This is a genomic window from Neorhizobium sp. IRS_2294, from assembly GCF_050500145.1.
In the GTDB taxonomy this organism is placed as follows: Bacteria; Pseudomonadota; Alphaproteobacteria; order Rhizobiales; family Rhizobiaceae; genus Neorhizobium; species Neorhizobium soli.
The window spans coordinates 354,123-366,381 of record NZ_CP191439.1; the positions used below are offsets into that span (position 1 = coordinate 354,123).

Annotated in this window: 12 protein-coding genes; 5 read left to right on the forward strand and 7 right to left on the reverse strand. The window is 60.6% G+C overall.

Annotated elements, in window-relative coordinates; all coding sequences use genetic code 11:
* The first annotated feature begins 109 nt into the window (after positions 1 to 109).
* Positions 110 to 805 carry an orotate phosphoribosyltransferase gene (locus tag ACQY1K_RS01810; protein WP_430241093.1) on the forward strand — a complete coding sequence of 232 codons (696 nt, stop codon included), beginning with the start codon at positions 110 to 112 and terminating at the stop codon, positions 803 to 805.
* Between the two features lie 91 nt (positions 806 to 896).
* Complete coding sequence (locus ACQY1K_RS01815) at positions 897 to 1,823, forward strand: carbohydrate kinase family protein (RefSeq protein WP_430258164.1); 927 nt, start codon at positions 897 to 899, stop codon at positions 1,821 to 1,823.
* 60 nt (positions 1,824 to 1,883) lie between these two features.
* Here ACQY1K_RS01815 and ACQY1K_RS01820 read toward each other — a convergent pair whose 3' ends face one another.
* The 4 genes from ACQY1K_RS01820 to ACQY1K_RS01835 all read right to left on the reverse strand — a co-directional run bounded on the left by ACQY1K_RS01820 (position 1,884) and on the right by ACQY1K_RS01835 (position 7,029).
* Positions 1,884 to 2,048 carry a DUF3096 domain-containing protein gene (locus ACQY1K_RS01820; protein WP_082471821.1) on the reverse strand — a complete coding sequence of 55 codons (165 nt, stop codon included), beginning with the start codon at positions 2,046 to 2,048 and terminating at the stop codon, positions 1,884 to 1,886.
* Positions 2,049 to 2,224: 176 nt separating this feature from the next.
* Positions 2,225 to 3,841 (reverse strand): glucose-6-phosphate isomerase, encoded by a 1,617-nt coding sequence (gene pgi, locus ACQY1K_RS01825; protein ID WP_430258165.1) that lies wholly within the window; start codon positions 3,839 to 3,841, stop codon positions 2,225 to 2,227.
* Positions 3,842 to 3,942: 101 nt separating this feature from the next.
* Complete coding sequence (locus tag ACQY1K_RS01830; protein WP_430258166.1) at positions 3,943 to 5,196, reverse strand: alpha/beta hydrolase; 1,254 nt, start codon at positions 5,194 to 5,196, stop codon at positions 3,943 to 3,945.
* Between the two features lie 135 nt (positions 5,197 to 5,331).
* On the reverse strand, positions 5,332 to 7,029 hold the full coding sequence (locus tag ACQY1K_RS01835; RefSeq protein ID WP_430258167.1) for a long-chain-fatty-acid--CoA ligase: 1,698 nt from the start codon (positions 7,027 to 7,029) through the stop codon (positions 5,332 to 5,334).
* A gap of 262 nt (positions 7,030 to 7,291) precedes the next feature.
* On the opposite strand from ACQY1K_RS01835, the gene ACQY1K_RS01840 reads away from it, so the two are divergent.
* Positions 7,292 to 7,684 carry a PRC-barrel domain-containing protein gene (locus ACQY1K_RS01840; RefSeq protein ID WP_430258168.1) on the forward strand — a complete coding sequence of 131 codons (393 nt, stop codon included), beginning with the start codon at positions 7,292 to 7,294 and terminating at the stop codon, positions 7,682 to 7,684.
* 64 nt (positions 7,685 to 7,748) lie between these two features.
* Here the strand turns inward: ACQY1K_RS01840 and ACQY1K_RS01845 are convergent, their stop codons facing one another.
* Together ACQY1K_RS01845 and ACQY1K_RS01850 are read right to left on the reverse strand one after the other, a co-directional pair.
* Positions 7,749 to 8,594: a GNAT family N-acetyltransferase gene (locus ACQY1K_RS01845; protein ID WP_430258169.1), complete on the reverse strand. Its 846-nt coding sequence runs from the start codon at positions 8,592 to 8,594 to the stop codon at positions 7,749 to 7,751.
* Positions 8,595 to 8,625: 31 nt separating this feature from the next.
* On the reverse strand, positions 8,626 to 9,576 hold the full coding sequence (locus ACQY1K_RS01850; RefSeq protein WP_430258866.1) for a D-2-hydroxyacid dehydrogenase: 951 nt from the start codon (positions 9,574 to 9,576) through the stop codon (positions 8,626 to 8,628).
* Positions 9,577 to 9,661: 85 nt separating this feature from the next.
* On the opposite strand from ACQY1K_RS01850, the gene ACQY1K_RS01855 reads away from it, so the two are divergent.
* Both ACQY1K_RS01855 and ACQY1K_RS01860 read left to right on the forward strand, forming a co-directional pair.
* On the forward strand, positions 9,662 to 10,774 hold the full coding sequence (locus ACQY1K_RS01855) for an NAD(P)/FAD-dependent oxidoreductase (protein ID WP_430258170.1): 1,113 nt from the start codon (positions 9,662 to 9,664) through the stop codon (positions 10,772 to 10,774).
* Positions 10,775 to 10,889: 115 nt separating this feature from the next.
* The gene (locus ACQY1K_RS01860; RefSeq protein WP_430258171.1) at positions 10,890 to 11,144 is read left to right on the forward strand and encodes a DUF6074 family protein; all 255 of its coding nucleotides are present in this window, start codon (positions 10,890 to 10,892) and stop codon (positions 11,142 to 11,144) included.
* 172 nt (positions 11,145 to 11,316) lie between these two features.
* Here the strand turns inward: ACQY1K_RS01860 and ACQY1K_RS01865 are convergent, their stop codons facing one another.
* Complete coding sequence (locus ACQY1K_RS01865) at positions 11,317 to 12,234, reverse strand: SMP-30/gluconolactonase/LRE family protein (protein ID WP_430258172.1); 918 nt, start codon at positions 12,232 to 12,234, stop codon at positions 11,317 to 11,319.
* Positions 12,235 to 12,259: the final 25 nt, after the last annotated feature.

The following is a 12,259-nucleotide window of genomic DNA, read 5'->3' on the forward strand; positions in this document are numbered from 1 at the left end:
GCTTGCTGATATTGCGGCGCGTGGTTTCTAGATGCAGTTCCGACGAGAATGTCATGCGGCCTTACCGCCGGGACTTGCGACACGATGAATCGAGCAAAGGAGCGGGCGCATGATTCAGACCACATTTCCGGACCGGGGCGTTATGGCCGAACTCATGGCCAAGATGCTGTGGGAAATCGGTGCGGTGCATTTCAATGCCGAAAAGCACTACAAGTTTGCCTCAGGCATGATGAGCCCGGTCTATATCGATTGCCGCAAGCTGCTGTCCTACCCGCGCATCCGCTCCACCATCATGGATTTCGCCGTGTCGACGCTTCTGCGTGACGCCGGCTTTGAGAAATTCGATTGCATCGCAGGCGGCGAGACCGCCGGCATTCCGTTCGCTGCCCTTCTGGCAGACCGCCTGGCGCTGCCGATGATCTATGTGCGCAAGCAGCCCAAGGGCCATGGCCGCAACGCCCAGATCGAGGGTAACCTGCCCGAAGGTTCACGCGTCCTCGTGATCGAGGATCTGACCACGGCCGGCGGTTCGATGTTCAAGTTCATCGATGCCATCCGCGCTGCCGGCGGCGTCGTCGATCATGGCATGGCCCTGTTCTACTACGGTATCTTCGACGAGGGCGCGCTGCGTTTTGCCGATGGCAAGGTGCAGTTCCATCACATTGCCACATGGCGCAACGTGCTTTCGGTCGCCCGCGACCAGAAGCTGTTCGACGAGAACACGCTGTCGGAAGTCGAGGCATTTCTGGATGCCCCGCTGGCATGGTCGGCCCGCAACGGCGGCATCAGCGAACTGCCCCGCTAAGCATTCGCGGAACGCGAGCTTTTGCTCTGGTCAACGGACAAAAGCTCGCTTATTCCTGTCGAAAACAGGCAAATTCCTTGGGAGGAAATCCATGATCCTGTGCTGCGGCGAAGCTCTTATCGACATGCTTCCGCGTGAAACCACGCTTGGCGAGAAGGGCTTTGCGCCCTATGCCGGTGGCGCCATTTTCAATACGGCCATCGCGCTCGGGCGCCTCGGCGTGGACACAGGCTTCTTCACGGGCCTTGCCGACGACATGATGGGCGATGTCCTGCGCGACACGCTGCGCGGCAGCAATGTCGATTTCAGCTACTGTGCCATCACCGCCCGCCCGTCCACCATTGCCTTCGTCAAGCTGGTCGATGGCCATGCCACCTACGCCTTCTATGACGAGGGCACGGCCGGCCGCATGATCACCGAGGCCGACCTGCCAGCGATCGGCGAGGATTGCGAAGCCCTGCATTTCGGCGCGATCAGCCTCATTCCAGAACCCTGTGGCTCGACCTACGAAGCGCTGATGGCTCGCGAGCAGGGCAAGCGCGTCATCTCTCTCGATCCGAACATCCGTCCCGGCTTTATCAAGGACAAGGCCTCGCATCTCGCCCGCATCAACCGCATGGCGGCGATGTCGGATATCGTCAAGTTTTCGGATGAAGACCTTGCCTGGTTCGGCCTTGAAGGCGATGAGGGCACGCTTGCCCGCCACTGGCTGCATCACGGCGCAAAGCTCGTCGTCGTGACCCGCGGCGCCGATGGTGCAGTCGGCTACACCGCCAATCACAAGGTGACCGTGCCGAGCGAGAAGGTGACGGTGGTTGATACCGTCGGTGCCGGTGATACGTTCGACGCCGGTGTGCTGGCCTCGCTGAAAATGCAGAACCTGCTCACCAAGACACAGGTCGCAAGCCTGTCCGAAGATCAGATTGCGGCCCTTCTGGCGCTCGGCGCCAAGGCTGCGGCAGTCACCGTCTCGCGAGCAGGGGCGAACCCGCCGTTTGCCCACGAGATCGGGCTCTGACAAGGACCGTGTCGCCTGCCAGCTGTCCTCGTTGAAGAACGAGGCAGCGGCAGGACAGGCTTAATTTGGCATCGGGATGTTTTGCATCACATTGGGCCAAAGGCCAGTAACGCCAATGAAGATCAGATAGAGCGCCACCACGTAATTCAGAATGCGCGGCATCAGAAGGATGACAATCCCCGCGATGAGCGCGACGAGCGGCTGTATGAAGACGATCGATTGCATTGTCTTGGCTCCTGGTCAGACTATGGGCGTTTCGCCAGCAACGGCAGAAGTGTCCGCGCCTTCACAAACTCGGTGAGGAGCTATTGGTTGCTCGGAGCGCCAATCACGACGAGTGCGGCATGCGCTTCCGTGGTATCAAGGATGAGCCGGGCGAACCCGGCTCATCCTAAGGCGTCTCAGCCAATCAATGCCTTCACCAGACCTTGCGTCGAGCCGTCCTGGTTGTCAGCGGCGGCCTTGCCCTGCACGACTGGCAAAAGACCGGTCGCCAGTTCCTTGCCAAGCTCCACGCCCCACTGGTCGAAGGAATTGATGCGGAACAGCACGCCTTCGACAAAGACCCGGTGCTCGTAGAGCGCGATCAGCCGGCCGAGCGCAAACGGCGTCAGCTTGTCGTAGACGAAGGTGATCGACGGGCGGTTGCCGGTGAAGACCCGATGCGGCGCGATGTGGCTGGCCTTCGCCTCGTCCATGCCGGCCTTTGCCAGCTGCGCCTTGGCCTCATCCAGTGTCCGGCCTTTCATCAGGGCCGCCGACTGCGCCAGGCAATTGGCGATCAGCAGATCGTGCTGATGGCGAAGCTCCGGCTCGAAGCCAGTCTTTGCAATCATAAATTCGGCCGGAATGACGCTCGTGCCTTGGTGGATCAGCTGGTAGAAGGCATGCTGGCCGTTGGTGCCGGGTTCGCCCCAGACGACTGGGCCGGAATTGCCTTCGACCGGAGTTCCATCGATCGTCACACCCTTGCCGTTCGATTCCATGTCCAGCTGCTGCAGATAGGCCGGGAAGCGCAGCAGCCGCTGGTCATAGGGAAGGATCGCGCGGGTCGGGTAATCCAGCACGTTGCGGTGATAAAAGCCGACCAGGCCAAGCAGCATCGGCAGGTTCTGCGCGGTCGGCGCCGTGCGGAAATGGGTATCCATCACATGCGCGCCATCGAGAAACTTGCCGAAATTCTCAGGACCGACGGCAAGCATCAGCGGCAGGCCGATCGCCGACCAGATCGAATAGCGACCGCCGACCCAGTCCCAGAAGCCGAACACCCGGTCCTGGTCGATGCCGAAGGCGGCAACCTTGTCGAGCGCCGTCGAGACCGCGCAGAAATGATGCTTCACCGCATCGTCACCCAGCTTGTCGGCGATGAACTTGCGGGCCGTGGCGGCATTGGTCATCGTCTCGATCGTCGTGAAGGTTTTCGAGGCGACGATAAACAGCGTCGTTTCGGCGTCGAGATGCTTCAGCGTATCGGCGATATGGGCGCCATCGACATTGGAAACGAAATGCGCGCGTGGGCCGTCATGGAAAGGCGCAAGTGCCAGCGTTGCCATGACCGGGCCGAGATCGGAGCCGCCGATGCCGATATTGACGACGTCGGTGATCGCCTTGCCCGTTGCGCCCTTCAGGCTGCCGGAGCGAATGCCGTCTGAAAATTTGCCCATCGCCGCAAGCACGGCGTTGACATCCGGCATCACGTCCCGGCCATCGACCATAACAGGCGTGTTGGAACGGTTGCGCAGGGCGGTGTGAAGAACGGCCCGGTCTTCCGTGAAGTTGATGGCGACGCCCGAAAACATCTCATCGCGCTTTTTCGCAACACCGGCAGCTTCCGCCAGCGTCTCGAACAGGGCAAGGATCTCTCCGTTCACCGCAGTCTTGGAATAATCCATGATGAGGTCATCGAAGCTGACGCTGAATTTCCCGAACCGGCCGGGATCAGCAGCGAATGCCGCGCGGATATCCGTGGCATTTGTCTTCTCGGCAGTGGATTTCAGCTCGTTGACGATGGTCTGCATGGACGTTCCTCGCATTCGGATGGATGCGTGGGAACCTATTCGCTTTCGCGTTCAAATCAAGCGCTGCGCGCGATGTTCGCTGCGTGCCTGGACTTCTGGCCTTACGGAACGATGGCACTTTCGGCCGTGTTGCCGATGGCGCGGCCGAAGCGATCTACCTGTTCGGCGTAGTTGCGCCGCGTGCGCGGGTCGAAGATCGAGATCGGTGTTGAGACGGCAACGCTTGCCGCACTGCCAACCGTCTGCGCCGTGCCGAGTGCTACGGCACCCAGACGCTCGCCAAGTCCGACATCGCTGTCGGTCACTTCCTGGCCGGCGATCAGCCGGTTGCCGATCAGCTTCACGACATCCGGGCTTGAGGCGAACTTGCCGTGGTTGAGCGGATCGTTCCCCTTCAGCGCCGTCAGATCGAGCACGGTAATACCGGCCTTCTCGAATTCGGTACGATAGGGTTCGACGGTCGGATCCACCTGCCCGAGTCGATCGATATTGCCCGAAATCCGTCGCGACAGATTGAGCGCACGGTCATCGCGCGAAACGAACAACGTGAATTTCGGATGCTTGGGACCAAGCGCCGAGAACTGGTTGGTGAACACGTCGACATCGAGATCCGGCGAGGCAAGGATGACGTTGGTGATCTTCGGTGCCACGCGACCGTCGCGGATCGCCATCTGGCGCAGCGCCTCGACTGTCAGCCACGAGCCCATGGAATGCGCCATGATCGTCACTTCGCTGACCTGGGAATCCTTGGAAAGCCGGCTCAGCATGTCTTCCAGCGCGTCGCGGGAATAGTTGGTGCTTTCCTTGTCGTAGTTATAGGCGAAGATGCTGCCGCGCGAAGGCCATGTGAAGAGGACCGGTGCCACATCGGTTCCGCTGTCGTGGACGATCTGGGCAAAACGGTAGACGGCGTCGTCGTAGCGGTTGTTGAACCCGTGCACGAACACCATTACCCGTCGGCTTTTCGGCAGGTTGCCGCGCAGCCACTCACTGGCACGCTGCGGCGAGAGCGGCGTGACCGAAAGCGTCGCAAATTCCTTGGTCGGATCCGCCACGATCTTTTTCGGCCACTGGACCTCGCCGATCTTGCGGACGGAATCGGGTGGTATCGAGACGCTGATTTCGGTCACGCTCGGGGTCTTGTCGCGCTCTCCGGAAAACAGCACGCCCGGCGTCTCGGAGGCTCGGCGGGTGGTGGCTACGAGAACGTCTACCTTGGATATGCCCTTGGTTTCCGCAGCCCCTGCCGCGGCTGGAACGAGCACGCCTTCAGGCCGCCCGGCGCAGCCCGAAAGGGCGGCTGCCAAGAGCGCAGCAATGACGATGCAACGAAACGGTCCAGCGCTTTTATCCAAGCGAACTCCACATGCCAAAAAGTTAATTATCCTTAACGGCTAACGGAGCAGGCGTCCAAGGTCCACCTCAAACGGGTGATCTCTCGTCGGACGGGGGCAGTTGGGCAGCGTTTGTCGCAGCAGCGCAACGAATGGCTATTGCCGAAGCTCGCGCCGCAGAATTTTTCCGACATTCGTTTTCGGCAGCGCGTCGCGGAACTCGATAAAGCGAGGGCGCTTGTAGTTTGTCAGGTTGGCAATGCAGTGCGCCTTGATATTGGCCTCGGTCAGTTCCGGATCCCGGCGCACGACGAACACCTTGACCGCCTCGCCGGAATGCTCGTCCTTGACACCGACTGCCGCGCATTCCAGCACGCCCGGATGGCTCGCCACGACTTCCTCGACCTCGTTCGGATAGACGTTGAAGCCGGAGACAAGGATCATGTCCTTCTTGCGATCGACGATTTTGATATAGCCGGCAGCGTCCATGTAGCCCATGTCGCCGGTGCGGAAAAAGCCGTCCGGGGTCATCGCCTTCTCCGTCTCGTCCGGCCGATTCCAGTATCCGGCCATCACCTGCGGGCCGTGGATGCAGATCTCGCCGACGCCGCCGAGTTCGACCTCCAGCCCGTCATCGTCGCGGATCGAGATGTCGGTAGACGAGATCGGCAAGCCGATCATGCCGGTGAATCCCTGGACATCCATCCGGTTGGCGGTGGCGACCGGCGACGTCTCGGACAGGCCGTAGCCTTCGGTGATCGGGCAACCAGTCATCTCAAGCCACCGCTCGGCGACCGGCCGCTGCACCGACATTCCGCCGCCGAAGACGAGAAGCAGCGCCGAAAAGTCCAGCTTCTGGAAATCGGCATTGTTCATCAGCGCATTAAACAGCGTGTTGAGCCCGGGGAAGACGTGGATCTTGTATTTCTGCAAATCCTTGACGAAGGCCGGGATGTCACGCGGATTGGCGATCAGGATGTTGTGGCTGCCGGTCGCAACCCCCATCAGCGAATTCACCGTCAGCGCGAAAATGTGGTAGAGGGGTAGCGCGCACAGGAACTGCAATTGCGGCGGACGCGGCTTTGTCAGGAAGGCGGTGTCCAGCCACAGGCCCATCTGCGATGCGTTGGAAAGAAGATTGGCGTGCGTCAGGATCGCGCCCTTGGAAACACCCGTCGTGCCGCCTGTATATTGCAGGAACGCGACATCCTGTGGTCCCACATCCTGCGGCGTCAGGGTTTTGCCCGATCCTTCGGAGAGAACCTGCTTGAAGCTTGTCGCCGAGGGTAACGACCAGTTCGGAACGAGCTTCTTCACCTTTCGCACGACGAGATTGACGATATGGCCCTTGAGGCCCAGCATGTCGCCCATCGTTGCTACGACCACATGCTTCACATCGGTGCCAGCAAGCGACTGTTCTACCGTATGGGCGAAGTTTTCCAGTACGAAGAGCGCCTTGGCACCCGAATCCTCCAGCTGGTATTGCAGTTCGCGCGGTGTGTAGAGCGGGTTGACGTTGACGACCGTATAGCCTGCCCGAAGGATGCCGTAGACAACGACAGGGTTCTGCAGGATGTTCGGCAGCATCACCGCCACCCGGTCTCCCTTTTGCAAGCCCGTCGATTGCAGCCAGGCGCCGATCTTGCGGCTCTCGGCTTCAAGCTCGCGAAAGGTGATGGCCTTGCCCATGCTCGAGAAGGCCGGGCGATCGGCATAACGGGCGCAGCTATTTTCGAATAGAGCGCCGAGCGAAGCATGTGCCAGGGGTGGGATTTCGGGGGGAACGCCGGGCGGGTAGCTGGCAAGCCAGATCTTTTCCCTCGCTGTGGCGGGCTGCTTGGACAATTCGCTCATCTGCGTCTCCTCCCATATCGATCTGCGCGCATCAGGCGCAGCTGGCTGGCGGCTTCCTCCTCCGCCGGCCATCGTCGATGATTATGCCATGCGTCAGCCCCAACAGACCAGCGCAACCTATCGTGAATTGCTATCTAACTTTGACGTAAGCGTCAATGTGCCGAGACTTGATACTCGACAAGCTTTTGGACGCAAAGTGCGGAACCTCCACGGCCGCAAGCCGTTTTTCAACCATAACGACACGACAAAAAGGAGTTGCGTTATGATGCATCATGAACCGCGTGCGGGGCAGGACCCCTATGTCAAGGATACCGTTTCGCTGATTGCCAGCGACAGGGTCGAAGGCACCGCAGTTTACGGCGCCGATGGCAAGCGGATCGGCTCGATTGCGCGAATTCTGCTGGAGAAAAAGGGTGGCCGCGTTGCCTACGCCGTCCTGAGCTTCGGTGGCTTCCTTGGCATTGGCGACGATTACTATCCGCTGCCGTGGGAAAAGCTTCACTACGACGAGGAGCTGGACGGTTACCGGATCGATCTCACCAAGGATCAGATCTCCGGCGCACCGCGCTACAAGGATATCGACGACGACAGCTTCTACAGCGCCAAAGACAAGTCGGTCTACGACTACTACGGCGTCCCGCCATACTGGATGTAGTCGCTCGATAAGCTACTTTTGATCGAAAGGCCTCGCCGCGTGCGAGGCCTTTTTGCGTTTCCGTTCAATCCAGCCTCAGCACCATCTCGGACTGCGTCAGCCGGCTGCGTCGCCATCCGATGCGGCGCATGAAGGGATCAAGCAACCCGGCTGCAATATTCTCCGCCGTATATAGCCTGCGACCGGGATAGCGCGCCGCGAGGCTGTCGGCCAAGGCGCGGCCGAGACCCTTGCGCCTTTCCGCCGGAACGACCGCGAAACCATAGATCCGCACGTCGTGCTTGGTATCATCAAGCAATGCGACCGCCTTTGTCCCGATCGAAAAGCTCTTCAGCGGCGAACCGGGATGGCGGAAACAGACCGGATCCGTCTGCCATGTCGGGTGTGCATCCGCAAAACGGAACAGCATCGCGGCCGCTTCCATCTGGCCGCATTCGGCTGCGGGTGGAACGTCCGGCACCGGTCGTGTCCGGCTGCGGCTGAAGCCGACCTGCCTACGCGACATCTCGAAGCCGAGAGACAGATAGAGATCGCGAGCGCGGATATTGGAATCGATGACTTCGAGGAGAAGCACCTCGTCGCCCCGGGCCCTGGCCGCCGCAATCGCATCCGTCATCACGCGGGTCCCAAGACCCTGGCCGCGAATCGTCGGTCCAATGCCGAGCGCACTAACGCGGGACCGTTTCCCCCGTCGTGCTATCAGCAATGCGCCGGCGGGCTTGTCACCGTCAAAAAATACCTCGCTGGCTTCCGGATCGACATCTTCGCGCGCCATGCGCAGGGCAAACGCTTCAGCGGAGATGGTGAACTTGACGACATAGCCGCGAAAGCCTTCGGTGAAGGCGGCGGCTGCATGCTCCATCGTGGTTTCCGCAAGGCTGCGACGTGTGACGGCTTCTGTTTTCTGCAATGATCAAGACCTCCGCCCACCGGCGCGCTGACTAGAGAGTGTTGGAAGGCGCGCCTTTCTTGAAATTCTCCACATGGTCGATGACCTGTGCCCAGAGCGATTGCATCGCCTCGTCGCTTGCCCAGGCGACATGGGGCGTAACGATCACGTTCGGCCGGTCGAGAACGGCAAGCAGCGGATTATCCGGTGCCGGTGGCTCCTTCGTCAACACGTCGAAGCCTGCGCCGCCGATCAGGCCCTCGTTCAGTGCCGTCACCAGATCGGCCTCGTTGACCAGCCCCCCGCGCGCCGTGTTGATGACCAGCGGCTTGCGCTTCATCCGCCGGAATTCTTCGATGCCGATCATGTCACGGGTCTCGGGCGTCAGCGGCATGTGGAAGGTGATGATATCGGCGCGCTCGAGCACCTCGTTGAACGCCGTATAGCCCGGCGCAACCTCCGTCGATCCCTTGCGAGCGGCAAACAGCGAGGTCATGCCCAGCGCTTCGCCGATCCGTGCCACGGATTTGCCCAGCGTCCCGCCGCCGAAAATGCCGAGCGTCGAGCCGGCAAGATCCTTGATCGGATGGTTGAAGAAACAGAACTGGTTCGCCCTCTGCCATTCGCCATCGATCACGTCCTGACGGAAGCCGATGATCGAGCGGCGCAGCGCAAAGATCAGCGCGAATGTATGCTCCGGAACCGTGTTGACCGCATAACCGCGCACGTTCGAAACGACGATGTCGCGCTCCTTTGCCGCTGCCAGATCGATCACGTCATAACCTGTGGCGGCGACCGCAATCATCTTCAGCCGCGATGCCTGCGCGATCGAGGCGGCACGCACCGGCGCCTTGTTGGTGATGACGATATCGGCATCGGCAATGCGCGCTGCGACGTCATCTTCAGGCGTCTTGCCGTATTCGATCCACTCATGCGCAAACCCCGGGCTTGTGATCGTTACCGAAAGGCCGATAGTGTCGCGATCCAGGAATACGATCTTCAGCACTGGCTTTCCTCCTCTGGCCTCACCGGATTTCTCGTATAACATCCGCCATGCCGCGTGGAAGGCGGAAACTGCGAGAGTGGGCATGGCGGAAATACTGGAGCTCGATTGCGTCGTCATCGGCGGCGGTGTGGTGGGGCTGGCGATCGCGCGTCGCCTTGCGCTCTCCGGCCGCGAGGTGATCGTGCTCGAGGCCGAATCACTGACCGGCAGCATTACCTCCGCCCGCAACAGCGAAGTCATCCATGCCGGACTCTATTACGCGACAGGCAGTCTCAAGGCATCACTTTCAGTCGCCGGCAAACACAGTCTCTACCAATACTGCGAGGAGCGCGGCATTCCCCACCGTTGCTGCGGCAAGCTTGTCGTTGCCGCAAGCGAGGCCGAGGTCGCCTATCTCGACAAGCTCCTGAAGCAGGCAATGGCCAATGGCGTCGAGGATTGCCGGCTGATCGACGGCGCGGAACTCGCGGCCATGGAGCCTGATATCCGCGGCTTCAAGGCGCTGCTTTCGCCCTCGACCGGCATTATCGACAGCCACCGGCTGATGGAAGCCTATATCGCCGATATGGAGAACAACGACGGCAGCATCGTCCTCAACTCTCCGGTTCTCGGCGGCACCTTGCGGGACGATTCGGTGCGCCTGTCGGTCGGTGGAGCCGATCCAGTTGATGTCGACGCAAAGCTGGTCGTCAATGCGGCGGGCCTCGGCGCGTGGGGCATTTCCGCCGGTCTCGAAGGTCTCAACCCCACGACCATCCCCGAACGCCATTATGCCAAGGGATCCTATTTCTCCCTTTCGGCCCGCGCGCCGGCGCAACGGCTGATCTATCCGGTGCCGGAACCCGGCGGGCTCGGCGTGCATCTGACGCTGGATATGGCCGGTCAGGCACGGTTCGGCCCTGACGTCGAATGGGTGGAGAGGGTCGACTATGACGTCGATCCCGATCGATCGCAGAAGTTCTATTCCGCCATCCGCCGTTACTGGCCGGGCCTTGCCGATGGCACGCTTGTTCCCGCCTATTCCGGCATCCGCCCCAAGGTCGTCGGTCCCAAGGGAGGCGGCGGGGGAGATTTCATCATTCAGGGACCGAAGCAGACGGGTCACCCGGGGTATGCGGCGCTCTACGGAATAGAGTCGCCCGGGCTGACATCGTCGATGGCAATCGCCGAATATCTAGAAAAACTAATATATTAACGATTTCGCGAGGTTTGGGAACGCACCTCCGCGAGCCTCGTTCAGCTTTTGTGAAGGAGTAAAGCTCATTGTTTCGCTCAGTACGGGCGATTCGCCCGGTATTTACGGAGTTGAAATGACGCTCTTACAGTTCCCGGCCGATCGACGCACTGGTGATGTCAGACGATGTGCTGAAACCCTGAGTGATCTTCATGGCCACGCCGCCAACCGGTTCTGGAGAACGGAAATGGCGGAATTTGCACGGTCCATGCGCCAGCGCGGCGCTGACGACCAGGAAATCTCAAGGCAGGCCGCACTGTTCATGCATGCCGTCCAGATGGAACTGCAGATGATGTTTGCAGAACAGGACGCGGACGTATCGGCTGGCTGATTTTTCGCAGAGCGCGTGACTGGTATAGCGTGACGCGTGAATGACGGGAGGACCGCCTACGGCGGGTAGCCAATCCTCCCGAATGACGCTCCTTGGCGGTGAGCGACGGGTTGTTGAATAATAACCGAAGCTTGCCTCACCATGGATTGCGTTTTGCTAATTTTACACTTGCTCAGCTAACGCCGGCGCCCGTTGTTGCAAGGAAGATCGCATAGAGCGATTTCGTTGCCGTGATGAACAACTGGTTGCGCCGCGGGCCGCCGAACGTGAGGTTCGCCGCCGTCTGCGGCAGCAGGATTTTCCCCAAAAGCTTGCCGTCGGGATCGAAGCAATGAACGCCGTCTCCGGCGCTCGTCCAGACATTGCCTGCTACATCGACGCGGAACCCGTCCGCCAGACCGTTGTCGATATCGCAGAATACCCGGCTGTTTTTAAGCTGCCTGCCGTCCACGACATCGAAGGCGCGGATATGACGTGGCGCGGACGGGTCGTGGCTGGAGGATGAGTCGGCCACATAGAGGATCTTTTCGTCCGGCGAGAAGGCAATCCCGTTGGGCTGGCCGAAATCAGTCACCACGGCGTCGATCTCGCCGGTTTCCGGATCCAGCCGATAGACGTTGCGGGTCGCCTGTTCAGGCTCAGCCCGAAAACCCTCGTAATCGGATTTGATGCCATAGGTCGGGTCCGTGAACCAGACGCTGCCATCCGAGCGCACCACCACGTCGTTGGGCGAATTCAGCCGCTTGCCCTCATAGCTTTCGGCAAGCACGGTGATCGAGCCGTCGATCTCGGTGCGGGTGACGCGGCGGCCACCGTGCTCGCAGGAGACAAGCCGCCCCTGCCGGTCGCGGGTATTGCCGTTGGTGAAATTGGAGGGGGTGCGAAACACCGAAACGCCGCCATCTTTCACCCAGCGCAGCATCCGCTGGTTGGGAATGTCGCTCCAGATCAGGCATTGCAGATCGGAAAACCACACAGGCCCCTCCGCCCAGCGGCAGTCGGAATAGAGCTCCTCCAGGCCTGAACTCGGAACGATCAGGTGCCGGAAGCGGTCGTCGTGGATTTCGTAGGGTGAAGATGTCTGCGACATGGCATTGCGTCCGGTTGAAACTGTC

Bases quoted from the DNA above. Each gene is read 5' to 3' on its own strand.
- ACQY1K_RS01810 (WP_430241093.1), top strand. From the start codon at position 110: ATGATTCAGACCACATTTCCGGACCGGGGCGTTATGGCCGAACTCATG.
- ACQY1K_RS01815 (WP_430258164.1), top strand. From the start codon at position 897: ATGATCCTGTGCTGCGGCGAAGCTCTTATCGACATGCTTCCGCGTGAA.
- ACQY1K_RS01820 (WP_082471821.1), bottom strand. From the start codon at position 2,048: ATGCAATCGATCGTCTTCATACAGCCGCTCGTCGCGCTCATCGCGGGG.
- pgi (WP_430258165.1), bottom strand. From the start codon at position 3,841: ATGCAGACCATCGTCAACGAGCTGAAATCCACTGCCGAGAAGACAAAT.
- ACQY1K_RS01835 (WP_430258167.1), bottom strand. From the start codon at position 7,029: ATGAGCGAATTGTCCAAGCAGCCCGCCACAGCGAGGGAAAAGATCTGG.
- ACQY1K_RS01840 (WP_430258168.1), top strand. From the start codon at position 7,292: ATGATGCATCATGAACCGCGTGCGGGGCAGGACCCCTATGTCAAGGAT.
- ACQY1K_RS01855 (WP_430258170.1), top strand. From the start codon at position 9,662: ATGGCGGAAATACTGGAGCTCGATTGCGTCGTCATCGGCGGCGGTGTG.
- ACQY1K_RS01860 (WP_430258171.1), top strand. From the start codon at position 10,890: ATGACGCTCTTACAGTTCCCGGCCGATCGACGCACTGGTGATGTCAGA.
- ACQY1K_RS01865 (WP_430258172.1), bottom strand. From the start codon at position 12,234: ATGTCGCAGACATCTTCACCCTACGAAATCCACGACGACCGCTTCCGG.